The sequence below is a fragment of the Arcticibacter svalbardensis MN12-7 genome (assembly GCF_000403135.1).
GTDB lineage: Bacteria > Bacteroidota > Bacteroidia > Sphingobacteriales > Sphingobacteriaceae > Arcticibacter > Arcticibacter svalbardensis.
This window is the reverse complement of the sequence record NZ_AQPN01000077.1, coordinates 40,285-66,622: the sequence shown is the minus strand read 5'-3', so window position 1 is coordinate 66,622 and position 26,338 is coordinate 40,285. Positions and strand designations below refer to the sequence as shown.

The 26,338-nt window shown below is 39.4% G+C and carries 19 protein-coding genes and 1 pseudogene; 10 read left to right on the top strand and 10 right to left on the bottom strand.

Translation table 11 applies throughout. The features are described from left to right. Genes ADIARSV_RS09520 through ADIARSV_RS09510 form a run of 4 tightly spaced genes read right to left on the bottom strand, consistent with a single transcriptional unit; the run spans nucleotide 1 to nucleotide 4,919 of the window. Nucleotides 1–609: a chemotaxis protein CheB gene (locus ADIARSV_RS09520; protein ID WP_016195281.1), complete on the bottom strand. Its 609-nt coding sequence runs from the start codon at nucleotides 607–609 to the stop codon at nucleotides 1–3. Next, complete coding sequence (locus ADIARSV_RS23020) at nucleotides 602–838, bottom strand: CheR family methyltransferase (protein WP_016195280.1); 237 nt, start codon at nucleotides 836–838, stop codon at nucleotides 602–604. The genes ADIARSV_RS09520 and ADIARSV_RS23020 overlap by 8 nt, the downstream gene beginning before the upstream one ends. After that, nucleotides 826–1,434, bottom strand: a complete 609-nt coding sequence (locus ADIARSV_RS09515; protein ID WP_316929504.1) for a CheR family methyltransferase — start codon at nucleotides 1,432–1,434, stop codon at nucleotides 826–828. Before ADIARSV_RS09515 ends, ADIARSV_RS23020 begins: the two co-directional genes overlap by 13 nt. Next, nucleotides 1,434–4,919 (bottom strand): response regulator, encoded by a 3,486-nt coding sequence (locus tag ADIARSV_RS09510; protein WP_016195278.1) that lies wholly within the window; start codon nucleotides 4,917–4,919, stop codon nucleotides 1,434–1,436. The genes ADIARSV_RS09515 and ADIARSV_RS09510 overlap by 1 nt, the downstream gene beginning before the upstream one ends. A 127-nt stretch (nucleotides 4,920–5,046) precedes the next feature. On the opposite strand from ADIARSV_RS09510, the gene ADIARSV_RS09505 reads away from it, so the two are divergent. After that, on the top strand, nucleotides 5,047–5,505 hold the full coding sequence (locus tag ADIARSV_RS09505) for a ferritin-like domain-containing protein (RefSeq protein WP_016195277.1): 459 nt from the start codon (nucleotides 5,047–5,049) through the stop codon (nucleotides 5,503–5,505). A gap of 121 nt (nucleotides 5,506–5,626) precedes the next feature. Then, the gene (locus ADIARSV_RS09500) at nucleotides 5,627–6,955 is read left to right on the top strand and encodes a sigma-54-dependent transcriptional regulator (protein ID WP_016195276.1); all 1,329 of its coding nucleotides are present in this window, start codon (nucleotides 5,627–5,629) and stop codon (nucleotides 6,953–6,955) included. Here ADIARSV_RS09500 and ADIARSV_RS09495 read toward each other — a convergent pair. The 4 genes from ADIARSV_RS09495 to ADIARSV_RS09480 form a co-directional block, all read right to left on the bottom strand. Continuing rightward, nucleotides 6,943–9,429 (bottom strand): hybrid sensor histidine kinase/response regulator, encoded by a 2,487-nt coding sequence (locus tag ADIARSV_RS09495; RefSeq protein ID WP_016195275.1) that lies wholly within the window; start codon nucleotides 9,427–9,429, stop codon nucleotides 6,943–6,945. The two genes, ADIARSV_RS09500 and ADIARSV_RS09495, sit on opposite strands and share 13 nt — an antisense overlap. 8 nt (nucleotides 9,430–9,437) lie before the next feature. Next, nucleotides 9,438–10,811 carry an exonuclease domain-containing protein gene (locus tag ADIARSV_RS09490; protein ID WP_016195274.1) on the bottom strand — a complete coding sequence of 458 codons (1,374 nt, stop codon included), beginning with the start codon at nucleotides 10,809–10,811 and terminating at the stop codon, nucleotides 9,438–9,440. A gap of 99 nt (nucleotides 10,812–10,910) precedes the next feature. Then, on the bottom strand, nucleotides 10,911–11,237 hold the full coding sequence (locus ADIARSV_RS09485) for an RNA recognition motif domain-containing protein (protein WP_235048393.1): 327 nt from the start codon (nucleotides 11,235–11,237) through the stop codon (nucleotides 10,911–10,913). Between the two features lie 221 nt (nucleotides 11,238–11,458). Then, on the bottom strand, nucleotides 11,459–12,163 hold the full coding sequence (locus ADIARSV_RS09480; RefSeq protein WP_016195272.1) for an LOG family protein: 705 nt from the start codon (nucleotides 12,161–12,163) through the stop codon (nucleotides 11,459–11,461). Nucleotides 12,164–12,235: 72 nt separating this feature from the next. On the opposite strand from ADIARSV_RS09480, the gene recR reads away from it, so the two are divergent. Then, on the top strand, nucleotides 12,236–12,841 hold the full coding sequence (gene recR / locus ADIARSV_RS09475) for a recombination mediator RecR (RefSeq protein WP_016195271.1): 606 nt from the start codon (nucleotides 12,236–12,238) through the stop codon (nucleotides 12,839–12,841). 141 nt (nucleotides 12,842–12,982) lie between these two features. Beyond that, on the top strand, nucleotides 12,983–13,798 hold the full coding sequence (locus ADIARSV_RS09470) for an SDR family oxidoreductase (protein ID WP_040299684.1): 816 nt from the start codon (nucleotides 12,983–12,985) through the stop codon (nucleotides 13,796–13,798). Nucleotides 13,799–14,192: 394 nt separating this feature from the next. On the opposite strand, the gene ADIARSV_RS23180 is transcribed toward ADIARSV_RS09470, so the two are convergent. Further along, on the bottom strand, nucleotides 14,193–14,330 hold the full coding sequence (locus tag ADIARSV_RS23180; protein ID WP_016195268.1) for a PIN domain-containing protein: 138 nt from the start codon (nucleotides 14,328–14,330) through the stop codon (nucleotides 14,193–14,195). 221 nt (nucleotides 14,331–14,551) lie between these two features. On the opposite strand from ADIARSV_RS23180, the pseudogene trpD reads away from it, so the two are divergent. From trpD to ADIARSV_RS09440, 5 genes and pseudogenes are all read left to right on the top strand, one after another. Beyond that, nucleotides 14,552–15,543, top strand: a pseudogene (gene trpD, locus ADIARSV_RS09460) (anthranilate phosphoribosyltransferase). A gap of 148 nt (nucleotides 15,544–15,691) precedes the next feature. Further along, the gene (locus ADIARSV_RS09455) at nucleotides 15,692–16,333 is read left to right on the top strand and encodes a phosphoribosylanthranilate isomerase (protein WP_235048392.1); all 642 of its coding nucleotides are present in this window, start codon (nucleotides 15,692–15,694) and stop codon (nucleotides 16,331–16,333) included. Further along, complete coding sequence (gene trpB, locus ADIARSV_RS09450) at nucleotides 16,330–17,511, top strand: tryptophan synthase subunit beta (RefSeq protein ID WP_016195263.1); 1,182 nt, start codon at nucleotides 16,330–16,332, stop codon at nucleotides 17,509–17,511. Before ADIARSV_RS09455 ends, trpB begins: the two co-directional genes overlap by 4 nt. Beyond that, the gene (gene trpA, locus ADIARSV_RS09445) at nucleotides 17,511–18,281 is read left to right on the top strand and encodes a tryptophan synthase subunit alpha (RefSeq protein WP_016195262.1); all 771 of its coding nucleotides are present in this window, start codon (nucleotides 17,511–17,513) and stop codon (nucleotides 18,279–18,281) included. Before trpB ends, trpA begins: the two co-directional genes overlap by 1 nt. Before the next feature lie 214 nt (nucleotides 18,282–18,495). Continuing rightward, nucleotides 18,496–21,063, top strand: a complete 2,568-nt coding sequence (locus tag ADIARSV_RS09440; protein ID WP_016195261.1) for a cation-translocating P-type ATPase — start codon at nucleotides 18,496–18,498, stop codon at nucleotides 21,061–21,063. On the opposite strand, the gene ADIARSV_RS09435 is transcribed toward ADIARSV_RS09440, so the two are convergent. After that, entirely contained in the window at nucleotides 21,054–22,946 is a 1,893-nt protein-coding gene (locus ADIARSV_RS09435) for a RecQ family ATP-dependent DNA helicase (protein WP_016195260.1), read from the bottom strand. The two genes, ADIARSV_RS09440 and ADIARSV_RS09435, sit on opposite strands and share 10 nt — an antisense overlap. A 134-nt stretch (nucleotides 22,947–23,080) precedes the next feature. Between ADIARSV_RS09435 and ADIARSV_RS09430 the strand changes: the two genes are divergently transcribed. Further along, a complete protein-coding gene (locus tag ADIARSV_RS09430; RefSeq protein ID WP_016195259.1) occupies nucleotides 23,081–26,332 on the top strand; it encodes an amidohydrolase family protein in 3,252 nt (1,083 codons plus the stop codon). Nucleotides 26,333–26,338 lie beyond the last annotated feature (6 nt).

Below are 26,338 nucleotides of genomic sequence, written 5' to 3'. Positions count from 1 at the left end.
TTAAAATAATTTCTCACTTATACTGTCAATAAAAGCAAAGATACCTTCATTAGTCAACACTAAGGCATCTTTGCATTTGGATAACGCTGCCTGAGGCATTGTTTTCACTTCTGCAATCTTAGGATCCTGAATTATAACCAATCCTTTTTTTTCTTTGATATAGCAGAGCCCATACGAGCCGTCTTCACTCGCGCCCGAAAATAAAATCGCTACAATCTTATCCTGATATACATCTGCAACGCTTTGAAATGTAACGTCTATGGATGGTCTAGAATGCAATACCGGTTCTGAATAATCCAACGTAAATGAACCATCCGGTTCCAATAATAAATGATAATCGGATGGCGCAAAATAAACCTTTCCTTTCGAAATCTTTTCTTTATTTACTGCCAGAACCACTTTCAACTCTGACTTTCTATCCAATATCTCTTCTATAAAAGAAGGGTAATTTCTACTTCTGTGAATCACAACAACAACAGGTAAAGGAAAATGCAAAGGCAACTTTCTAACTAGTTCAAATACCAGGTTAAAGCCCCCTGCAGAACCTCCCAGAAGCAAAACTTTTGCCTCTCTTGCTTTTCTGATCTCATTCTCTCCCCAGCTACTCAATTTTTTGATATATATTTCCTGTTTTGTCAATCACCCTGAACCTTTCCCTGACCTCCGCGCCTTGCAACGTTTCCTTCGACCCTAGACAAAGAAATCCAAAAGGGCATAAACTATCGTAAAACAATTGAATCACCCGTGCTTGCAACTCCAAATTAAAATAAATCAGTACATTTCTACAGGAAACAACCTGAAACTCATTAAATACCGCATCTGAAACTAAATTATGCACTGAAAACAGCGTATTTTTTTTAGCTCATTAGAAATAGCTGCAGCATCATACTGAGCAACATAAAAGTCGGCCAATGAACCTGGGAAACCAGCACTATGGTAATTTCTCGAATAACCTTTCATGTTGGAAAGATCATATATTGCTCTTTTTGCCTGCTCTAAAACCTGCGGATTAATATCGGTACCATACAAAAAAGACCTATCTAAAAACCCCTCCAGCTTTAATAATATAGCAAAGGAATAAAGCTCTTCTCCCGTGGAACATCCCGCATTCCACACTTTAACCCTTTGATAAGAAGACAGATAAGGAACAACTTTTTCCCTTAAAGTTTTATAAAAAAAAGGGTCCCTAAACATCTCCGTAACATTAACGGTAATTTGAACTATAAATTCTTCAAAGAAATCATGATCATTTACCAGTAATGCCTTTAAATCAAATAAAGACAAGTGATGGAAATGCAACATTCTAGTCACCCTTCTCTTCAATGATGCTCGCGAATATCCCCTGAAATCAAAACCATGGATCTGATTTACCCATTGAATCAATTCTTCCAATTCCTGATAGGAAATCTGCTCAGTTAAATCTTTTGTCATCATTAGCTTAACCAAACCCGCATCATGGACAGCAATTTATCCATGTCAACCGGCTTCGATATATAATCGTTAGCCCCTGCTTCCAGACATTTCTCCCTGTCATTCTTCATCGCTTTAGCCGTTAAAGCAATAATAGGCAGTTTACTGAACCGCTTTTGTTTTCTAATCTCACGCATAGCTTCATAACCATCCATTTCAGGCATCATGATATCCATCAGCACAATATTCAGTTCAGGAAATTCATCCAGCTTCTTTAATGCCTCTATTCCGTTATTGGCAATCTCCACCTTCACCTCATACTCATGTAAGGCTGACGACAGTGCATAAATATTTCGCATGTCATCATCCACAAGCAACACCGTCTTATTTTGCATCGCCTTTTCCAACGTGGAATTATTTTTAACCGGATTCCCCGATGAAGCTATTTTTACACTGTTACTTCCCGATTTAACCTTATTCATAAAAAGATTCACTTCATCAAGCAACCTGTCATTGGATTTATTACTCTTAAGCACCATCGCATTCGTATGCTTAATTACTTCTGCCAGGATATCTTTATCCATTTCCATCGCCGTATTGATCACAACAGGAATATCCAACAGACGTTGATCCGACTTAATTCTTTCTAAAAGATCAACACCTGAAATATCAGGAAGCTTCATATCCAGAATAAGACAGTAAAAGTCACTATCCTCTTCTAAAATAGCCAGCGCTTCTTTTCCATTAAAAGCTTGTTTCACTTTTATATTTTTCGCTTTGAATTGAGCAACAAGCGCATCACTTTGGATTTCATTATCCTCTATCAAGAGCACTCTTTTTATTTTTTCATTCCCGCTATTATCTATCAGGATATTAAAGGCATGATCAAGCTCGTCCTTTTCAACCGGTTTTTTAAGGAAACCAATGGCCCCCTCCTTCTTTGCTTTTGAATTCGTTTCATCACGAGCCGACATTAAATGTACCGGAATGTCACGCGTTAAGGGATCAGCCTTTAATTTTTTAAGAACAGCCCAGCCATCTAAAACCGGAAGCATGATATCCAGAACAATGGCATCCGGTTTATGCTCAAGCGCCATTTGCAATCCTGTATCCCCCTGAAAGGCCAGAATAGGACTAAATCCTCTCTCAATTGCATATTCCTTTAAAATATCAGCAAAAACCACATCGTCTTCAATAATGAGCAAAGTATACATATGGTCATCTATGAAATTTTTCTTTTCCATTGTTGAAGAAGAATTATAAACCGGATCATTCCCTGTTATTACTTCTAAAGAGGATGTAAGCTCTACTTTGGAGACTTTTTCTGTTGGCAAATAAAGCGTAAAGGAACTTCCTAGATTATACTCACTTTCAATCTGAATTTCTCCACCCAGAAGATTACATAATTCCCGGCAAATAGACAATCCTAAACCTGTACCACCGTATTTTCTACTCGTAGAACCATCTGCTTGCTGAAATGCTTCAAAAATCAGTTGTTGTTTATCCTTGCTAATTCCAATTCCTGAATCCTTAACGCGGATCGCCAAAACATCTTCCTTAAGATCTTTTAATTGCTCTTTTAGAAACACCACTCCTTTTTCAACCAATCCAATAGTGACCGTTACATTTCCTTTTTCTGATGTAAATTTGAAAGCGTTAGATAACAGGTTCTTCAAAATCTGCTCCATCCGCTGTTTGTCCGAATGAACACTTATAGGTGTTCCTTTTTCAATCTGGCAGTTAAAATCGATTTTTTTATTCCTTGCAACTTCGTCAAACAAGTGCTGCATATTTGAACTAAGCTCCCTCAAATCAACATCTTCCAGTTCAATATCCATCTTTCCGGATTCAATTTTAGATAAATCCAGAATATCATTGATCAGATTAAGCAAATCACTCCCTGCATTATGAATCACCCCCGCATATTTAATCTGATCCGCATTCAGGGTTTTAAACTTATCATCTTTAAGAATTTTAGCCAGGATAAGGATACTATTTAAAGGAGTACGGAGTTCATGGCTCATATTAGCCAGAAATTCTGATTTATATTTGCTGGACTGCTCCAGTTCCCTGGCCTTAACACCTATGGCCTCACGCGCTTGCTCAACAGCAAAATTACGCTCTTCCAGCATTTCTGCTTTTTCTTCCAGTTCTGAATTCGATTGCCGTAATTCCTCTTGTTGAACCGTTAACTCTTCTTCTGAGGCCTGCAACTGATGCGTCTTCTGCTTCAGCACTTCATTCGTTACGGTCAGTTCTTCATGCTGAGCCTCTAAAGTTTCTGCTTGTTGCTGAGTCTGATTCACCAGCTTTTCAAGTTTAGCCCTTACGTCTGCCGAATTCAAAGAGGCGCCAACCCCATCTATCTTCTCTGTAATGAATTCAAGTTTCAGATCAGTTATTTCTTTAACAAACCCTAATTCAATTACGCCAATTAATTTCTCTTCAAAAAACACAGGCTGAACTAAAAGTGAGTTCAATTTTATATCACCAAATCCGGAGCTCAGCTTAATATAGTAATCAGGAATATCCTGAATCAAAATTTGCTTTTTATTAACCGCTACCTGACCAACCAAACCCTCTCCAGGGCCAAATACTCTTTGCGTACTTTCTTCATCAGGATAAGCATAAATACCAGCAATTTTTAACATCTTACCTTCAAAAAGGTAAAAGGCACCAATCTGTGCTTCCACATATTCGGCTAATGATCCGATTATGTTTCCCGACAGCTCCTCTAAATTTTGCTCTCCCCGCATCACAACATCAATTCTTTTAGCCCCTGTCAGGAACCAATTTTTCTTCTCATTTTCTTGAGCGAGCTCATTTAGCTGAACGTTCGCTTCCTTAATACGCCCCTCTGTAACTTTCTGTCTTCTGAACGTTCGTTTGATATAAATAAAGAGCACCAGCAAAAGGCAAGAAATAAGAAAACAGCCTCCAATGATGATAGCAATAGTTCGATTAGTACTAAAATTACTTATTCCCTCCCGGACAGACAGCAGTTTATGTTCTAAATCAGAAATACGCTTACTATATACTTTGATATGACCCCGATATTGAATCGCTTTCCTGAACATCAGCAGCATGAAGGGATCCTTAAAATCCTTACCATCAACATATCCCTGAATAAGATTATCCATCACCTCCACTTTTAAAGTGGCATAATAATTTAATGAATCAATATTTATGTTTTGCTTTTCATTATCAATGACAAGAGCTCTCAGCTTTAAAAAAGCTGGATTAATCAGCACGAGTTCCTTTTTATAATCATCCAGATAATATTTGAAGCCTGTGATCATATACCCACGCTGGTCAGCCTCTGCAGTGGTCAGATGCGACTCAATTTCATTGTTCAACAATACAATTTGTTTAGTATGATCTACCCAACTGGCATCTTTCACTTGATCTTTAATGCTAAAGAAAGAAACAATACCAACTGTAAAAACAATGAGAAAAGTTAACATGAAACCAGCGAGAACCTGGTTTTGGAAGGAAAATTTTTTAAACATCTATAGCATTCAATATATTAATAAAGATAGCATTAAATAACATTTCTCCTTCATATTATAAAACTCTTTAATCCTCATGCTGTTGTGCTACTAGAACTAGATCTATTACACATCACAAAAGTCAATAATGAGAAATATTAATGAACAATCAATTGCCAATTTAATGCATTTGCTCTCTATCTGTAATGATGGAAAAGAGGGATATAAAACTGCAGCAGAGGACGTCGATTCCACAGAACTTAAAACTCTTTTTTCCATGTATTCCATCCAGCGTGCTGAGTTTGAAATGCAACTAAAAAAGGCTATACATCAACTGGGGGGCAATCCTGACAATGAAACAGGTGGACCTATTGGAACCCTGCACCGGGTATGGATGGATATAAAAACTGCATTTACTAAAAATGATGATGAGGCAATTCTTGAGGCTTGCGTCACTGGTGAGAAGTCCGCCCTCGAAGCATACGATAAGGTGATAACCGATCCAGGTATTGATGCCGAAATCATGACCGTCCTAGCTACACAGCGTACAGGAGTAGCGGATTGCCTTAAAAATATTCAAATACTGAAAGACCAATACGCAAATTGATTATTTGATTTATTGCGGGTTACCTATTTGGTACCCGTTTTTTTATCAATCTAACCAATGATAGGTATGAATATCTCACCAATTACCTATTTTTGTAAATAGCTTATCAAAGGCTCTCATTATGGCGAACATTTTATTGGTGGAAGATGATACCACTTTTTCACTTATACTAGATAATTTCCTTCAAAAAAAAGGCCATAAGGTTCATGTAACACATACGTTAAAAGCCAGCTTAAAATCACTGGAACTAAACAAATACGATCTGCTGCTACTGGATTACCGTCTTCCTGATGGAAATGGTCTGGAAGTAATGGCTGCTGCGCGAAATAATAATCCCACTATTCCTTCTATTATCATGACCAGCTTTCATGATGTCAGGACAGCTGTAAGAGCTATACGATTAGGAGCACACGACTTTATCACTAAACCTGTAAACCCGGATGAACTTGAGATGATCCTCAATGATGCCTTAAACAGAAAACAAGTCGCTCCTGAAATCAAGCAAAATGAACCCTCTACATTTATTGAAGGGGAAAGCACAGAATCAAAAAAACTACATAACTACATTGAACTGGTTGGCCCTACTGATATGTCTATCATTATACAGGGGGAAAGTGGAACAGGGAAAGAATATGTCGCTAACTCCATTCATAAAGCCAGTAAGCGTGCTCAGCGACCTTTCGTAGCAATAGATTGCGGCTCCATATCGAAAGAACTCGCTTCAAGTGAATTATTTGGTCATGTTAAGGGTGCTTTTACTGGTGCATTATCCGATAAAAAAGGACAATTTGAGGTAGCTGACGGCGGAACTCTTTTTCTGGACGAAGTAGGCAATCTCAGCTATGAAGTTCAGGTTCAATTATTAAGAGCCGTTCAGGAACGTGTTATACAACCCCTGGGAAGTAACAAGCAGATTAAAATAGATGTGCGAATAGTTGCAGCGACTAACGATGATCTGTTAAACAGTGTAGCAAAAGGGGAGTTCCGCGAAGACCTCTATCACCGCTTAAATGAATTTAAAATCCATGTTCCCGCTTTAAGAAGTCGTGACGGCGATTTAAAAGTATTTCTTTATCATTTTATTGAACTTGCTAATGCCGAACTGGACAGGAATGTAAAGACCTTATCTCCGGAAGTGACTCATGTTTTCGAACAGTATGACTGGCCGGGAAATTTAAGGGAATTAAAAAATGTAATCAGGCGCATGGTATTATTAACCCGGGGCGAAGAAGCTGGAATTGAATCATTACCCGATGAAATGATAGACTCGCTTCATCAGGCTCCAAAACCAACAGGCACTGATCTCAAAGCACTTAATGAAGCAAACGAAAGAGAGCTCATACAGGAAACACTTCGCAAAGTAAAGTACAATAAAACGCAGGCGGCAAAACTATTAAACATAGACCGCACAACGCTTTATAATAAGATGGAAAAATATCAGATTGAATAAACTTCTGACGTTAACTGCTCAAGCTCATTAATCAATCCATCAATTCTTTCTTTCTGTGCATCTTCTACAACGGGGTGCGCATAAAGGAGGAGTTCCTCCTCTCTGAATTTTCTTCCCAGATCTTTTGCACCTACCTGAGCCGTACGCCCTGCAATACGATGCAGCAACAGAGCAACCGTTTCATTCTCTTTGCTCTCCACACTCGCTTTTAATTCTTTTACATCATCACGCGAATCATCACAAAAGCGCTCCAGAATCTTCTTAATGACAGCTTCATCACCCATTGCCATTTTCCCAATCGCCGTCAAATCCAGCCTTTCATGCGCAATTACTAAAGGCACATTTACTTTCGTAACAGAATGACCATACAATACATCTACCAGATCACTTTCTTTGAAAGGCTTCATCAATACCGCATCAAAACCTTGATTAAGGATCGAAACACGTTCTTCCGGAAGTGCCTGTGCCGTTAAAGCAATTATCTTTACTGTAGCCGGTAATATTTCCCTCATACGGCGACAAAGCTCTAACCCAGTCATTTCAGGCATCCTGATATCCATCATGATCATCACCAGATCATCAGGTACAGATTCCTCCAACATTAGCGATGGCAGATTAAAGGACTTATATCGAATGCCATGTTTATCCAATAAAGTACAACACAGCTGAAGTATAAAAGCATCGTCATCAACTAACCAAACCAGCCCCGGATAGCCATCCGTATTTTCTGGTAAAGCTTTCATGATCTTCATATTTCCCCTTGGCACCGTATACTTTAGATGGAGGGTAAAACAGGTTCCTATTGCCGGTTTACTTTGAACCTCTATGCGGCCGCCCTGTCCTTCCACCAATGCCTTTACAATACTTAAACCTAAACCCGTACCGTTTTCATTGCTAAAAGCATTGTTTCCGGCTTGTTCAAATTCAGCGAATATGCGTAGAAGATCTTCTTCCGGGATCCCAGCTCCCGAATCAATCACTTCAATGGTCAGGTAAGACTTCCTCTTGATAATACGACTTTTTAAATTCACAATAACGTCTCCTGCATCCGTGAATTTAACCGCATTCCCAATTAAATTGAATAAAATTTGCTTCAATCTAAAAGGATCTCCTATTAATAAGGACGAGCCAGTAATAAGATTATTGAATCTTAAACCAAGGGATTTCTTCTCCGCCTGAGGGGCCATGATGGTCACAACCTCTTCCATAACAACCGAAACGTCAAACAAACTCCTTGTAAACTTAAATTTCCCGGATACAATGCGACTATAGTCCAGCACCTCATTTACAATATGCAACAGATGGATCGATGAACTATATATAGCATCCAGGTTTTTCTTGTCAATCTTTTCCTGGTCCTTTAGTTGTTCTGCATAACCAATGATAGATTGAAGTGGCGTTCGGATCTCATGACTCATGCTGGATAAAAACCGTTGTTTGGCCTGTCCATGATACTCTGCTTCATCCCTGGCGGCTTCCAGTTCTTCCCTATACGTATTACTTCTACTGATATCCGTTAATATCAAGTAAGCGAGAAACGCAGTAATAAACATGAATGTCAGCATAATAAGCTGGATCCGGTCTGCACTATGATTCACCAATCCCCTCGCTTTACTCGTATTCACTTCAACCTGTTTCAGCACGTCCTTCTCTACTTGCTGAAGCACGTCCAGAATCTGATTGATTAGAATATTTCCAGCATTAGCAAGTTCTATTTCCTGATTAATAAACCGATTACTTCTTTGTTTTTGCCTGATTGCTAAATCTTTAACTGCGTCTTCCATCTCCTGAATCACACTATCGGTGTTAGAACGGGCTACAGTATCAATCGTAATGTTAATTTCTTTTTTTACTTCAGGAGAAATGGTATCCCCTTTCTTTTTACCAAATAAGCGATTAAAAAAACCACGGTCTCTCACTACTTTTGATGAAGGTGTAGTGGTGGTAGATTGTGTTTGTTCCGTTTTTACAATCGTGCTGTCCATCTCTGATGAACTTCGGTTGATCAAACCGGTAAGCGAATTGATCTGACTCGAAAATACCCGGTCATTAATCAACCCTTCCCGAACACGCAGATAACTTAGAAATAAACTATCCCTTTTCTTCAACAGATCCTGCATTTTATCTACCTGTCCGATCTGAAGTTTTTGATCACGATAAAGTTTTTTTAAAATATTCATCTTCCAGCGAATCGAATCAGATTCGCTGATAAAGGACTTGTAAGATACAGGGGTCTTCTGCATATTCTGACTCCGCTGAAACTGATCCAGCTTGGTGATATCGCGGAATAACTGATTGACAATAAGCAGTTTTTCATCGGGAGCAGCAATAGTCACAACTGTCGTAAGCATTTCCTTAAAGGCAACCTTACTAACCGTCCAGGCTAAAATAAAGGCAATAAATCCGATTGAAAAGGCAATAATCACCTTTCCCTTTAATGAATTTGTAAAGGAACTTTTCCTTAAATAGCTCATGTATACGTTTAAAATCCAGCCGACACACGTTCAGGATATTTTGAAGCATGTTTCATGATGATATTCCTAATATAATCATTGGAGGGGTATAACTCCAAATATGGTTTTATAGTAGCAAAACTTGAGGAGTCCATTTTGTTGGAAACATATCCCATTCCGTGTAAGTTTCCCTTCTCCATCATGATAATACTTTTTTCTTCATCCGTGCGTCCGTTACCTATAAGCAAAAAAGAAGGCAGTATTGTTTTTAAATCTGAAACTGCATCATTCACCCTGATATTATAAACGCCAGCATCCTCTTTTCCACAGCAAGCACCATGGCAAACCGAATCAGAAGAATGAACCTCACATACCTGCCCTGTTTTTTGAACAAAACATAGGCGCGGACATAATTCAAACTTTTCAATAAGCGTATGAAGCAGGCTATAACCTTCAGAAATAGTATTAAAACTGTGAAGCGGAGTTGAATTTTTGCGCTTTTTATCAATGACTAAACGTATTAAACCTTTCTGATCCTCATAGGTATATAAACCATAGGCGGCTTCAAACCGTTTCATGGAACGGTTATTTGCAGGCCATAACCTTTTTATTTCAACAGCTTCGAGGATGAAGGCCATGAGTTCTGTTCCACAGACCCGATGGCTGATGGAACATACATTTTTCAAAAACTCCTGACGCTGTTTCCCTGCATTATTACCTGAAAAATGGGAACATACCCTTTTTTTGATATTGATCGCTTTACCTACATAGATCACTTTCCCCCTTTGATCATGAAAATAATAAACACCCGGATGTTTGGGTAATCGATCAATGTCTGATTTTTGCAGATGAGGAGGAAGCTGCTGCTCGCTAGTTTTTTTATTGATAAACTGATCTATATGACCGTTGAGGTCATTTTTTAATAACAAAGAAAACAGTACTGCGGTAGCTTCAGCATCTCCTGCCGCACGGTGACGGTTTAAATTCGGGATCTTTAAGCTGGTACATAGCTTACCCAGACTATATGAAGGAAGACCGGGAAAGATTCTTCTTCCCAGACGAATGGTACACAACTTTTTACAATTCAGTTCGTACCCTGATGCAGCTAAATGATGTTTTATAAAAGAGTAATCAAAGTTGACGTTGTGCGCCACAAAAACTGCTGAACTAAGCAACCGAAAAACTTCTCCTGCTATTTCATTAAAAGAGGGAGCATCCTTAACCATTTCATCATTAATGCCGGTTAACGATTGAATAAAATAAGGTATAGAAACACCAGGATTTACAAGTGATTGAAACCTTTTGGTTATACAGATACCATCATGAATGAGGATTGCGATATCGGTAATGCCATTTGCTGAAGCATGGCCACCCGTTGTTTCGATATCGACAATTGCATACATAGTACAAACTTACTAAATACTAACATATTTAGCTATATTAAAATACAATAAGGATGCGGCTCTTACCAAGAAGTAAAAGTCGCATCTTTATTATATGACCTAGTAAGACCCAGAATCGCGACCGCCTTTCTGGTATCCTCCTTTATTGTATGAACCGCGATCGCCTCCGCCAAAGCCACCTTTACGTCCACCATTAGGTTTTTCTTCCGCCTGGGTAACGGCAATTGCTCTGCCAAAAATTTCAAGTCCATTTAGATCTTCAATTGCTTTCTTTGCCTGTTCATCATCAGGCATTTCCACAAATCCAAAGCCTTTTTTTCTTCCCGTTTCTTTGTCCAGGACAAGTTTTACAGAAGATACTTCACCATATTCTTCAAAGGTTTCCTTGATATCACTTTCTTCAAGTTTGAAGGGTAGGCTTGCCACAAAAATTTTCATCGTAATTTAGTATTTGAGTTAACCGGAGTAGGTAATTTGTTAATTAGTATAAGGGGAATTGTTAATTTAATGCTCTTCTATTTTTACTTGTTTTCGTGTTACAATATAGGAAGAATTTTAATTAAATGAATTTTTTTTTCAAATTTGCCCATTTATTTCACAAAAAGACAACTATTAGCAGATTAACACGTTAAAGTGAGAAAATCAGGCTAAAAATTAGGTTTTAATACATATTTCTCATAAAACCTGAAAATATGTTCTGCTGCTTCTTCTGCTGTATCCACCAATCTGTATAAATTTAAATCATCAGAACTAATATTTTTTGCCTCCAGCATGTGATTTTCAAACCAACTCATCAGGGGCTCCCAATAATCCTTACCTACTAACACAATTGGAAACCGGGCTATCTTTCCGGTCTGAATTAAAGTGATTGCCTCAAACAGCTCATCCATAGTACCAAAGCCTCCCGGCAAAACGATGTATCCCTGAGAATACTTCATGAACATCACCTTGCGGACAAAGAAATAATCAAACTCAAGCAGTTTGTCCCGGTCTATATACTTATTATGAAACTGTTCAAAAGGCAAATCAATATTCAATCCTACGGATTTTCCTCCTGCTTCATAAGCACCTTTATTCGCTGCCTCCATAATTCCAGGTCCTCCACCCGAAATCACACCATATCCCCTTTCGGTAAGTAAACGTCCTATCGTTTCCGCCAGTTTATAATATTTACTATCCTGCGGAGTTCTTGCCGAACCAAACACAGAAACACAGGGGCCTATTTTGGCCAGTTTATCAAAGCCATCTACAAACTCGGCCATGATTTTAAATATCTGCCAGGAATCAGTTACCTTAATATCCTGCCAGTTCTTATTCTCGAATGCACTTCTAATCTTGTCGTCGCTAATCATGTTAGAATATAATATTAAAGTCTAAATATACATCCATTCTTATTAATTCATAACCATCATTAACTTTGCAAAATGAATTTTTCATCACGTCTCCTGGAAAATGCAGTTAATGAATTTTCTAAGCTTCCCGGTATAGGTCAAAAAACAGCATTACGACTCGTTCTGCATCTGCTCAGTCAGCCCTCCGAAGATGTCGGTCGTTTCAGTGAATCCATCGTCCGCTTAAAAAAAGAAATTCGCTTCTGTAAAATCTGCGGCAATATTTCCGATGCAGAGGTATGCGAAATATGTACATCGCCCAAAAGGGATAAAACGCTGATTTGTATCGTGGAAGATACCCGTGATGTGATGGCTATAGAAAACACGAACCAGTATTTCGGCGTCTATCACGTTTTAGGGGGATTGATTTCTCCTATGGATGGTGTGGGACCATCGGAGTTAAACATTGAACCATTGGTGGAACGGGCGCGAACTTCCCCGGTACAGGAAGTGATCCTTGCCTTGAGTGCGACCATGGAAGGCGATACCACGATCTTTTATATCTATAAAAAACTAAAAGATTTCCCTTGTAAAATCAGTACCATTGCGCGTGGAATAGCCTTTGGCGGAGAAATAGAGTATGCTGATGAAATTACACTAGCCCGCTCCATTGCCACACGCGTCCCTTATGGGGTTTAATCATTAGAATATACGTTTATCATCTATGGTAAATCATTTTGCAGTTTTTGAAATATCAAATTACAACCATTGGAATATCAATTCATAATCATTGAAATATCAAGTTTGAACCTTTGTTATCTCAATTTAAAGAATCTTGCTTTGAATCTTAAAAATAAAACAGTCATTATAACCGGAGCTTCATCCGGAATAGGTAAATCATGTGCGGAAGAATTCGCACGACAGGGAGCCAACCTCGTGTTAGGCGCCCGGCAATACGTCACACTTTGCGAAATTGCCCAGGAGATTGAACAGAAATATGCGGTAAAAGCAATCGCTGTGCAATGTGATGTATCGAAGGAAGAGGACTGTAAACAGCTGATCCAGCAAAGTCTGACTACCTTCGGAAGTATTGACATCCTTATTAACAATGCGGGCATAAGTATGCGGGCCTTGTTTAAAGACCTTGACCTGGTGGTAATCCGCAACCTGATGGACGTTAATTTCTGGGGAACGGTATATTGCACAAAATATGCAATGCCTGAGCTATTGAAAGCCAAGGGATCAGTAGTTGGAATTTCTTCCATAGCTGGATACAGGGGACTTCCCGGCCGAACAGGATATTCAGCTTCGAAATTTGCCATGAATGGATTTCTTGAAGCACTAAGGGTGGAGAACTTAAAAACCGGTCTGCATGTCATGATTGCTGCTCCAGGTTTTACGGCATCAAATATCAGGAATACAGCACTGGCTAAAGACGGCCGTTCGCAGGGAGAAACGAGTATGGATGAAGGAAAGATGATGTCTTCGGATGAGGTGGCAAAACATATTGTACAGGCTATTATTGATAAAAAGCGGACTTTAATTTTAACCGGTCAGGGTAAACTGGCTGTGCTGTTGAATAAGTTGATCCCTGCCTGGGTAGATAAAAAAGTATACGAGCTGTTTACGAGAGAGAAAGATCCTTTGATTAAGTAAGGGTTGATTGGTTAATTTACTTGAATTGATTAAGGGCTGCCTGTACCCTTTGAATTAATGAATGCATAATGATACTATGTTGAGTCCATGATAAGTCCGTGTTTTGGCATTAAAACATGGACTTATCATGGACTCAACATAGATTCAACTTGGAATTATTAATAGCAGAGTTGCTGGATAGATATTATTCAGCATGTCAGGAAAGGAACGCAGTTAAAGCAGACTTTATTAAAACAAACGGACTGGACAATAGATACGTAAAATCGAAATTTAGTACCAGATATTACAGGATGATTCTAATAAATGTAGGGTGAAATGGTTTATTTTTATTTAAAGATGCCTATCCGATAACTTTCGGATTTACATATTTCAACTCTTTCACTTTAAGAAAATCCTAATCATTATCAGAGATCAAAGTCAAACTATAAGTTAAAGCAGTTGCAGCAATGAGCGCATCAGGTAATTTCAACTTGTACACTTTTCTTATTTGAATAGCTTGTGTGATAATGTCATCATCAATGCCAAAAACCATAGAATGGGTTACAACAATACCTTAAAATTAATTTTCCTTTTTAGCAAAGAAATGTTCATATTTGTAATCAAATCATGAACACAAACAATATACAATTTAGTTGGTTATGGCAACGCGAGCAATCGTAGGGCTAACCACAATGTATATTTTCAAATAACATTCAAAAGGTTGTCCGGCAAGACAACCTTTTTTTTTGTCCTGCCGGGCAAAGAAACGATCAAATGAAAGAGATATTAAACCGATTATTCGAACGCAAGACCTTTAATTCTGAGGAAGCTAAAGGAATTTTGAAAAACATTACGAAAGGAAAGTACAACCAATCTCAAATGGCTGCTTTTATGACTGCATATTGCATGAGAAGCATCACTTTGGAGGAACTGGAGGGCTTTCGCGATGCGATGCTGGAGCTTTGTCTGGATCCCGGACTTGAACAATATAGTCTGATAGATTTATGTGGAACGGGAGGGGATGGGAAAGACACCTTTAATATCTCTACATTGGCTTCTTTTGTAGTGGCAGGGGGCGGATATCTGGTTGCCAAACATGGAAATTATGGGGTATCATCCGGTTGTGGTTCATCTAACGTGATGGAATATTTGGGATATCAGTTTACAAACGATCCTGGCTTACTTCAAAAAAGTGTCGAGCAGGCGGGAATCTGCTTTCTGCATGCTCCTCTATTTCATTCCGCGATGAAAAACGTTGCCCCTATCCGTAAGGAGCTGGGTGTCAAAACGTTCTTTAATATGTTGGGACCTATGGTTAATCCGGCTAACCCTAAATACCAGGTTGTAGGGGTATTTAGTTTAGAGCTGGCACGATTATATGGATACCTCTATCAGAAAACGGATAAAAGTATACCATTGTACATGCTTTGGATGGTTACGATGAAATTTCATTAACAGGGAGCTTTAAAACGTACTCCAATTTTGGCGAAAAGCTATATACACTAGATCAACTGGGCTTTGAAAAAGTAAATCCACAGGATATTTCAGGTGGAAGTACTGTAGAACAATCGGCAACGATATTTAAAGAGGTGCTGCAGGGAAATGGTACGACAGCGCAGAATAATGTGGTGCTGACAAATGCCGCTTTAGCGATTAAGACGATTCATCATGAAAAGTCGTTTTCAGATTGCTTTTACGAGGCAGAGGAATCGCTTCTTTCGAAAAAGGCACTCAAAAGCTTCACTAATTTATTGGCTGTTAAATAAGGTCTGTAAGATAAGATGTCGAAGTATGATTGTGCCATATGTGTTAGAAGCGTAGGTTAAGGAAGTTTAAAAGCGGTGCTTTTAACGAAATAGGTAAAAAACTTTAAGCGTAGAAATACTAGCGTAAGGGCTATAAAAAATAGGGTTTGTGGATATATTAAATAATAGAGCTAGGAAGATTAAGGTTTGCGGAATGAGAGACACGGCAAACATTCTGGAGATTGCTGCACTGGAGCCTGATTATATGGGCTTTATTTTCTATCCTTTATCTTCGAGATATGCTGGAGAAGTAGATGCAGAAATAGTTAGAGAACTCCCCTCCTCTATAAAAAAAACAGGGGTATTTGTAAATGCAGATCTGGCTACTATTGCTAAATGGGGTACAGTATTACAATTGGATGCTGTACAACTGCATGGAAATGAATCGCCTGAATTTTGCCTGAAATTAAAAGAAAATGGTATTGAAGTAATCAAAGCGTTTGGCATTCATGCAGATTTTGAGTTTAAATCTCTTGAAAATTACCTGCAAGTGGTCGATTATTTCTTATTCGACACCAGTACGGCTCAACATGGGGGATCAGGTAAAGTTTTTGATTGGGAACTACTTCTTCAAAACAATACCGATATTCCATTCTTTTTAAGTGGGGGGATCGATCTGGAGCAATTGGATACTATTGCCCAAATAAATGACAGCCGGTTATATGCGGTTGATTTAAACAGCAAGTTTGAATTATCCCCCGGCATAAAAGATTATAGTAAGTTAAAAAAGATATTTAAAGGAAGGTTATGAATTATCAAGTAGATGAAAAAGGATATTACGGAGTTTTCGGGGGTGCGTATATTCCGGAGATGTTGTATCCCAATATCAAAGAGCTCAGAGAAAAATACCTCGAGTTTATAGAAGATCCTAAATTTCAGGAAGAATATGTGATGCTGCTTAAAGATTATGTGGGACGTCCTTCGCCCCTGTTTCTGGCAGAACGTCTCTCTAAAAAATATGGTGCTAAGATTTATTTAAAACGTGAAGATTTAAATCATACCGGAGCACATAAGATAAATAATACGGTAGGACAAATTCTGGTAGCTGAGCGTCTGGGTAAAAAGCGGATCATAGCAGAAACCGGAGCTGGTCAGCATGGTGTGGCTACTGCAACTGTTTGTGCATTAAAGGGTCTGGAATGTATTGTTTACATGGGTGCTGTTGATATTGAGCGTCAGGCGCCTAACGTAGCCCGTATGAAAATGATGGGTGCTACTGTTATTCCGGCTACTTCGGGAAGTCAGACTTTAAAAGATGCGACCAATGAAGCGTTGCGCGACTGGATCAATCATCCTACCGATACGCATTATATATTAGGATCAGTGGTTGGACCTCATCCTTATCCGGATATGGTTGCCCGTTTTCAATCGATTATCTCTGAGGAAACGAAATGGCAGTTGCAGGAGAAGACAGGTAAGTCGACTCCTGATTATGTACTGGCTTGTGTAGGTGGTGGCAGTAATGCGATGGGTATGTTTTATCATTTTCTAAATGATGAGGATGTGAAACTGATCGCTGTGGAAGCAGCAGGAAAGGGAGTTGATTCCGGTGAATCAGCAGCGACTACATTATTGGGAAAAGAAGGGGTGCTTCATGGAAGTCGCTCGCTCGTGATGCAGACCGAAGATGGACAAGTGGTTGAACCTTATTCAATTTCTGCTGGTCTGGACTATCCTGGAATTGGTCCCCAACATGCTCATCTTTTTACATCAAGAAGAGCATTATACGTGAGTATTACTGATGATGAGGCTATGCAGGCAGGAATGGAACTTTCTAAACTGGAAGGCATTATCCCTGCTATTGAAACGGCTCACGCTTTAGCTTATCTGGATAAGATGAAGTTTAAAGAAGATGATGTTGTTGTGGTTTGTCTTTCAGGACGTGGAGACAAAGATTTGGATACCTACATGAAATATTTCGGACTATAATGAATAGAATTAATCAGCTTTTTGAACAGAAGAAACAGTCTTTACTTTCTATATATTTTACTGCCGGATATCCGGATTTAAACAGCACACTCGATATTGCTGAAGCGCTTGAAAAGGCAGGTGCAGATTTTCTTGAGATTGGCATTCCTTATTCCGACCCTTTGGCAGACGGACCGGTTATTCAGCACAGTTCGCTTACAGCCATAAATAATGGGATGACCATTAAGGTGCTGTTTGAGCAATTGAAAGAACTGAGAAGCAGGGTAACGATACCCGTACTTTTAATGGGTTATTTTAATCCGTTATTGCAATATGGGGTGGAACATTTTTGTTCATCTTGTAAGGAAGTAGGTGTTGATGGGATGATTATTCCTGATCTGCCGATGTATGAATATGAGGATCTGTACGAGGAATATTTTAGTTTGAATGAAATCAGGAATGTGTTTCTGATTACCCCTCAAACATCTGATGAGCGCATACATAAAATTGATGAGCTGAGTAATGGGTTCATTTATCTTTTATCTTCTTCATCTACAACGGGAAAGGATTTGAATGTATCTGATCAGACGGAAAACTATTTTTCAAGGATCAAGAACATGCAGCTTAAAAACCCGACCATGATTGGCTTTGGTATTTCGGATCATACTAGTTTTGCGAAGGCAAGCGAATATGCAGATGGGGCTATTGTAGGAACGGCTTTTGTAAAATTGCTGGAAAAGGATGGTTTTATGGAGCAGATTCCTGAATTTATTAAGGGTTTAAAGGGGTAATAAAATCATATCTGGCTGATGGTAATTCATTCGTTGGTCATGCCATTTTCAATTAGTTAACAAAATGTTGACTAATTGATTTTGTTAATCACATAAGATCGCAAACGTTTAAACAGAGCCGAATATGGCTCTGTTTTGCTTTTATTCCCTTTATTGCCAAACAAAAAGACAACTAATGGATTGACTTAGTATAGTACATCCTTGAAATAGTAAAATGTCAGACTGGTATCAGCTCAGTAAAGAAGAAGTTTTAAAACAACTTAAATCATCAACATCATCCGGGTTAAAGAATGCGACCATCGCAGACCTTCGTAAAGAATTCGGAGATAACAGCTTAAAGGCTGTTAAGCAAAAAAGTAAATTTATTATTTTACTGAATCAGTTTAAGGATATAATGATCATCATCCTGATTGTTGCAGCGGTAATTTCCTTTCTTGTAGGCGAACATACGGACGCCTATGTTATTCTCGCCATCATTATCGGAAATGCGATAATCGGTTATACGCAGGAGAACAATGCGGAAGAATCGGTACGCATGTTGCAAAAGATGTCGTCACAACATGCATTGGTGTTGCGTGAAGGACATCCTGTGAAAGTGGAGACAACGGAACTTGTTCCAGGAGATTTGCTTTTACTGGAGGCTGGAGATATTGTTCCTGCTGATGCGCGATTGTTGGAAGTAAGTTCATTTAAAACAGAGGAAGCTGCTTTAACGGGAGAAAGCCATACGATTGATAAAATAACATCCGCAATTAAAAAGCCTGATTTGCTTCCCGGTGATCAGCATAATATGATTTTTAAGGGTACTATTATTAGTAATGGTACCGCAAAAGCAGTGGTAACCACTACTGGAATGCATACTGAGCTGGGTAAAATTGCCGGTTTGCTCGATGTTAAAGATCAAAAGACTCCCCTTCAAAAACGGCTGGAAGTATTCAGTAAACAACTGGCGGTCATTGTGGTGGTAATTTGTCTGGTTGTATTTGGCTTTGGACTTTGGCGCGGTGAACCTCCTTTCGCGATGTTTTTAACAGCACTTTCCCTGGCAGTAGCCGCTTTGCCCGAAGCATTGCCTGCTGTGATTACTATTGCGCTTGCTGGTGGTGCTCGCAGAATGGTGAGGCAAAAGGCTTTGGTACGCATGTTACCTGCAGTGGAAACTTTGGGTTCTGTTACGTATATCTGCAGTGATAAAACGGGAACGCTGACTCAAAATGTGATGACGGTTGAAAATACATGGGCTGTTAAAGGAAAGGAAGAGCTGCTTCGACATGCCATGATTTTGAATAATGAAGTGCGACTTTCAGAAGATGAGGAGCTTTTAGGAGATTCGACGGAGACTGCCATGGTAAGCTATGCTCAGGATAAGGGTCTTTCTGTAGAAAGTTCTGAAGACAAATATCCACTTATTTCAAAAGTACCTTTTGACTCGGTACGCATGCGCATGAGTACTTTACATGTGCATCAGGATCAATGGCTGCTTTTTGTGAAGGGTGCTCCAGTGAAGATTGTTGAGGTGCTGGATCAAAAATATAAAGAGCAAATTCCAGAATGGCTGGAGATGAATCATAAATGGGCTGCTGAAGGCTTACGTGTTTTGTTTTTTGCTTATAAGGTTTTCGATCGGCAACCAGAGATGACTAAAGAACTGGAAAAGGATTTAGAATTTCTGGGCATGATTGCGATGATTGATCCTCCCCGTGAGGAAGTTATTGCGGCGATACAGGAGTGTAAAACGGCTGGAATAAAGTCTGTCATGATTACAGGAGATCAGCCACTTACTGCTTCTGCGATAGCGGAACGTTTGCAGATCATTGAGAAAGGTGCGGAAAGTAAAACTGGTGCGGATTTAACCCATCTCTCTCAGGAGGAACTGATTCGTGAGATTGAACATATTGCAGTTTTTGCAAGGGTGTCTCCAGAACAGAAGTTAAACATTGTGAAGGCTTTACAGGCAAATGGTGAATTTGTAGCCATGACTGGTGATGGTGTAAATGACGCGCCTTCATTAAAACAGGCCGATATTGGTGTGGCCATGGGCATTACCGGTACGGATGTATCGAAGGAGGCTGCAGATATGATTTTGCTTGATGATAATTTCGCGACTATTGTTAAAGCAGTTAAAGAGGGTCGGCGGATCTATGATAATATCCGAAAGTTCGTTTTGTATATTTTGTCCTGCAACTTAGGGGAGATCTTAACAATTTTCCTTGCGCCCTTTTTAGGCTTGGCCATTCCCCTGCTTCCTATTCATATTCTTTGGATTAACCTGGTTACGGATGGATTACCGGGTCTTGCTCTTGCGGCTGAACCTGCAGAGAAAGATATTATGCAACGGCCTCCCCGTCCCCCGAAGGAAAACTTATTTGCTGGTGGACTTACTGTAAAAATCGTCACTACTGGAATAGTATTAGCAATAGCGGCTTTATTTACTCAATATTTTGCGGTACATCATGGATATGATACCCGAACTCAGCAAACCATGGTTTTTACTGTGCTATGTTTTGTACAGATGGTGAATGCCTTGTCGGTTCGATTTGTGAATCATTCTATGTTTTCGTCCCGCATTTTCTCTAACCTTGGAATGTGGGGAGCTATCCTGCTGACTATAATACTGCAGTTGTTAGTGATCTATGTTCCTGCTTTTAATTCCATTTTTAAGACGCGGGTTCTGGATTGGAATGCGATGAAAATTGTGCTACTGGTTACTTTGGGATCTGCTCTTGCTATTGAAGTGATTAAGTACCTGACAAAGGTAAAGTCGACCGTAACTCATAAATAATATTTATCACTATCGGTTTTAACCTTGCCTGCGTCCATGAGGTTACGGAGCACTTCAATACGCTCTTTTTCATTACCTGACTGAATGGAAGAAATTAAGTCTTCGAGGTTGAGATGCTGACCGGCCAGGACATCGATCAATTCGTAGGTGATGCGGTCTGTTAAACCTGCTGAATTAGCTTGTCTTTTTTCTTCCAGGCAAACATCACAGATTCCACACTTCGTGGCATTCAGCTCATTGAAATATTGGAGTAACATAATATTGCGACATACTTTAGTTTCAGCATAATGCAGTATAGACCGAATGTGTTCTTCCATGATGACTTTGCGTTCATTCATATACTTAACATCGAGATACATGTTATCAGTAACCGCCCTTGCTTTTATAAACTGAAGCTGCGGTTTATCGGTTTGAGGGAGGTAGCTTATTAACTTATAATCCTGTAGTTTATTGAGGATATCGGTTACTTCCTGACGGGTTTTTCCTACTCGCTTAGCTACATCATACTCCTGGATGGAAGTAAATATATCAAACATGCCCCCATAGGAACGGAGTAAGGTCTTAATAAACGAGTCATAAAACGCGTTTTGAATTTGAAAGCGGTAAAGATCTTCAGGAGGAACAATAATCTGAACTCGGGAAGGGAGATAAACGCTTTCTGAGACCGTTACATACTCATCGTGCTCGAGATACTTCAAGGCATTAATGGTTTTTATGGCATCAAGCTTAAACCGGGAACAAAAGTCACCAATATCAAATTCAAGCACTAATCCTTCACCTGAGCCATGTGCGATCTGATAATAATTGCCCAGACACTGGTATACATTCCTGATTTCCTGAACGGTTGGAAAGCTGAGTTCTAGTCTTTTTTCCAGTAGATCGCGATCACTTACATGATATAACATGACAGCGTAAGATTTTTTATCATCTCTGCCGGCTCTTCCAGCTTCCTGATAATAGGCCTCCATACTTTCAGGAATATCCATATGTACCACAAAACGGACATCCGGTTTATCTATTCCCATCCCAAAAGCATTGGTAGCTACGATAACCCGTTTCTGATTTTTCATCCAGGCTTGTTGTTTCATACTCCTTTCGGGAGTTTCTAAACCAGCATGGTAATAATCAGATTCGATACCGGCGCTATTCAGTATTTTAGAAATTTCTTGTGTTTGACGGCGGTTGCGAACGTAAACGATGCCTGTTCCTTCTATATTTTTGGCGACTGAAAGCAATTTGCGGATCTTATTTTCTTCATGAGACACCACATAACTCAGGTTGTTCCTTTTGAAACTTTTTGAAAATACATTAGGTGATCTAAAGGCGAGCTTGTTTTGGATATCTTCAATAACTCGTACTGTTGCTGTTGCTGTGAGTGCAAGAATAGGTACGAGTGGATGTAATTCCCTTAGTTCAGTTATTCTCAAGTAGGGAGGACGAAAATCATACCCCCATTGTGAAATACAATGCGCTTCATCAACAGCAATGAGATTCACGTTCATGTGACGGATGCGTTCTTTTACTATTGGGGATAAAAGACGTTCCGGAGAGAGGTAAAGGAATTTAATTTTCCCATATATGCAATTGTCCAAAAGAATATCTATTTCCCGTTTAGACATTCCAGATACGATTGATACAGCATTTATTCCTCTTGCTTTTAAATTTTCTACCTGATCTTTCATCAGTGCAATAAGAGGCGACACCACAATACAGATCCCGGATTGCAACATTGCTGGTACTTGGAAACAGATAGACTTCCCTCCTCCGGTTGGCATTAAAGCCAAAGAATCTTTTTTCTCGAGAACAGATTGGATAATATCTTCCTGTAACGGCCTGAAAGAGTCGTAGTTCCAATATTTTTTCAGGATCTCGTAGATTGTCATCGAATCAAACATACCTAATTATCTTTCCGAATTTATGAAAATAACAATTAATGCCGCATAATCGTTACCATTTGTATTAGTTTTTTAACAACTTTCTGATCAGAAGGTCTATTTTTGCGTACCTTTAAATTGATATGATGAAGATACACGCACTCATTTTATTAGCTTTAATGCTATGTCAGCAGACCTTTGCTCAGCAAAAAACAGATACAAAGGCATGGAATGTTGAAAAACCAGGAGGTCCTTCTAAGGTAGTTTCATTTAATACAAATGAAGGTACCTGGATGAATCTGGACCTGAGTCCTGACGGTAAAGAAATCGTTTTTGATCTTTTAGGTGATATATATAAAATGCCTTTTGAAGGAGGAACAGCCACTTTGCTTTCCGGCGGACTGGCTTTTGATGTGCAGCCTAGATTTAGTCCTGATGGCAAATTCATCTCCTATACCAGTGATCGTGAAGGCGGTGACAATATATGGATCATGAAAACGGATGGGACGAATAAACATTCGGTTACTAAAGAAACTTTTCGCTTGCTGAATAATGCAGTGTGGACTTCTGATAGTCAATATTTAATTGCCCGTAAGCATTTTACCAATACACGTTCACTGGGTGCTGGTGAAATGTGGATGTATCATATCTCTGGAGGGGAAGGTGTTCAGCTGACAAAACGCAAAAATGATCAGCAGGATGCTGGGGAGCCTGAGGTATCTCCTGACGGAAAATATTTGTATTACAGTGAAGATGTGAGTCCGGGTCCTTATTTTCAATACAATAAAGATCCGAATAAAGAGATATATGCGATTAAGCGATTAGATAGGGAAACAGGTGAAACGATACAAATTGCTGGTGGACCGGGTGGTGCGGTAAGACCACAGGTATCTCCGGATGGAAAACTGCTTGCGTTTGTAAAAAGGGTAAGGCTGAAATCGGTTCTCTATTTACATGATCTTGCTACTGGTGAAGAATGGCCTGTTTATACAGATCTATCACGTGATCAGCAAGAGACCTGGGCTATTTTTGGTGTGTATCCGAACTTTGCATGGAGCCCTGATAGTAGGAATATCATATTCTATGCAAAAGGAAAGATCAGGAATCTGGATATACTTTCTCAAACGGTAACCGATATTCCTTTTGAGGTCAAGTCTACTCAGACGATAGCTGAGGCTTTAAACTTTGAGCACCAGGTGTTCAGTGATGAATTTGATTCGAAGATGATCAGAGAATTGACTACATCGCCGGATGGGAAAACAGTAGCTTTTAATTCGGGTGGGTTCATTTACCTGAAGACTCTTCCTGATGGCAAACCTAAACGGATTACCCAAGGAGTTGACTTTGAATATGATCCTGAATTTAGTCCCGATGGTAAATGGCTGGTATATGTAAATTGGAATGATGAGAACAAGGGATCTATAAAACGTTTAGATCTGAAAAATTCACAATCTACCATTATAACAACGGAGAAAGGTTATTATTATACCCCTCACTTTTCAAATAAAAGTGATAAAATTGTTTATACAAAAGGAGTGGGAAATACGATGCTGGGTTATACTTTTGGCACTGGTGCGGGCATTTATATTACCGGAGTAAATGGAGGAACACCTGTTAAGATTTCTTCCAAAGGGGTTAGCCCTTCATTCAATGCCAATGATTCCCGCGTTTTCTTTCAGAGCAACAAGGATGATAAAAAGGCATACATGAGTGTGGATTTGAATGGTGGTAATGAACGTATTCATTATGTATCTACTTATGCTAGTCAATTTGTACCGAGTCCTGATGGTAAATGGCTCGCCTTTACTGAGTTATTCAATGCCTACATCACTCCTTTGATTAATACAGCTAATGGGATTGATCTTTCCGCTACGAATAAATCTTTGCCTCTAACACGGGTAACAAGGGATGCGGGAATTTATATTCACTGGAGCAGGGACAGTAAAAAACTAAACTGGACACTGGGTTCTCAGTATTTCAGCAGAGAACTTAAGAATTCATTTAGCTTTGCTGAAGGAGCACCGGCTACTATACCTCCTATTGATACTTCGGGTATTGAGATTGGATTAAGAATAAAATCTGATGTCCCTGAAGGCAAGATTGCAATTACAAATGCCCGGATCATTACCATGAAAGGTGATGAGGTAATTGAAAATGGAACTATTGTAATTGATCAGAACCGCATTCTTGCTGTAGGTCCGGCCGACCAGGTTAAAATACCTGATGACGCAAAGGTGATAAGTGCAGACAATCAAACCATTATGCCAGGGATAGTAGATGTTCATGCGCATTTACCAACTAGTCCTGATGGAATATCGCCACAACAGGACTGGAGTTATTTTGCAAACCTGGCTTATGGTGTAACCACATCTCATGATCCATCAAGCAATACTGAAATGGTATTTAGTCAGGCTGAAATGGTTCGGGCAGGTACCATTATAGGCCCCAGGATATTTTCTACAGGAACGATATTATATGGTGCTGATGGTGACTTCAAGGCAGTTATTAACAGTCTGGATGATGCCCGTTCCAACTTAAGGCGATTAAAGATGGCAGGGGCTATTTCTGTAAAATCATACAATCAACCAAGAAGAGAACAAAGGCAGCAGATTATACAGGCAGCGCGTGAATTGAAAATGGACGTTTTTCCTGAAGGAGGATCTACGTTTTTTACGAACATGTCTATGATTCTGGATGGACACACAGGTATAGAACATAATATTCCGGTAGTTCCGGTTTATAAAGATGTAAAATCACTATGGAATGCGAGCAAGACTGGATACACCCCTACCCTTATCGTAAGTTATGGTTCGCAATCAGGAGAAAACTTTTGGTATGACCGGACTAACGTATGGGAAAATGAGAAACTCTTAACTTTTACCCCAAGATCTATAATTGATGTTAAATCCAGAAGAAGGACAACATCAGAATTTGGAGACTATGGACATATTGAGGTTTCAAAGGCTGTTAAATACATTTCAGATGGAGGGACTAAAATAAACCTGGGTTCTCATGGTCAGATTCAAGGTATTGGAGCGCATTGGGAAATGTGGATGCTTGCGCAGGGGGGGATGAGTTCTTTGGAGGCAATACGAGCTGCAACTATAAACGGGGCAGCGTATTTAGGCATGTCGAAAGAAATTGGATCCCTTGAACCTGGCAAATTAGCCGACCTGATTGTGTTGGACGCTAATCCGCTTATAGACATCAGGAATTCAGAAAAAATAAGATCTGTAATGATTAATGGAAGGCTTTATGATGCTCAAACCATGAATGAAGAGGGGAATCGTCCCAAGGAACATCCTAAATTCTGGTGGCAATACCTAAAAGGAGACACAATGGGTGCAGAAGGGACCTCAGATACGTTTATTTTCACCCATCCTGAATGCGATTAATACTTT

Coding starts and splice junctions, on each gene's coding strand:
- ADIARSV_RS09515 (WP_316929504.1), bottom strand. CDS start 1,434: ATGATGACAAAAGATTTAACTGAGCAGATTTCCTATCAGGAATTGGAA.
- ADIARSV_RS09510 (WP_016195278.1), bottom strand. CDS start 4,919: ATGTTTAAAAAATTTTCCTTCCAAAACCAGGTTCTCGCTGGTTTCATG.
- ADIARSV_RS09505 (WP_016195277.1), top strand. CDS start 5,047: ATGAGAAATATTAATGAACAATCAATTGCCAATTTAATGCATTTGCTC.
- ADIARSV_RS09500 (WP_016195276.1), top strand. CDS start 5,627: ATGGCGAACATTTTATTGGTGGAAGATGATACCACTTTTTCACTTATA.
- ADIARSV_RS09495 (WP_016195275.1), bottom strand. CDS start 9,429: ATGAGCTATTTAAGGAAAAGTTCCTTTACAAATTCATTAAAGGGAAAG.
- ADIARSV_RS09490 (WP_016195274.1), bottom strand. CDS start 10,811: ATGTATGCAATTGTCGATATCGAAACAACGGGTGGCCATGCTTCAGCA.
- ADIARSV_RS09480 (WP_016195272.1), bottom strand. CDS start 12,163: ATGATTAGCGACGACAAGATTAGAAGTGCATTCGAGAATAAGAACTGG.
- recR (WP_016195271.1), top strand. CDS start 12,236: ATGAATTTTTCATCACGTCTCCTGGAAAATGCAGTTAATGAATTTTCT.
- ADIARSV_RS23180 (WP_016195268.1), bottom strand. CDS start 14,330: ATGGTTTTTGGCATTGATGATGACATTATCACACAAGCTATTCAAATA.
- trpB (WP_016195263.1), top strand. CDS start 16,330: ATGAATTATCAAGTAGATGAAAAAGGATATTACGGAGTTTTCGGGGGT.
- trpA (WP_016195262.1), top strand. CDS start 17,511: ATGAATAGAATTAATCAGCTTTTTGAACAGAAGAAACAGTCTTTACTT.
- ADIARSV_RS09440 (WP_016195261.1), top strand. CDS start 18,496: ATGTCAGACTGGTATCAGCTCAGTAAAGAAGAAGTTTTAAAACAACTT.
- ADIARSV_RS09435 (WP_016195260.1), bottom strand. CDS start 22,946: ATGACAATCTACGAGATCCTGAAAAAATATTGGAACTACGACTCTTTC.
- ADIARSV_RS09430 (WP_016195259.1), top strand. CDS start 23,081: ATGATGAAGATACACGCACTCATTTTATTAGCTTTAATGCTATGTCAG.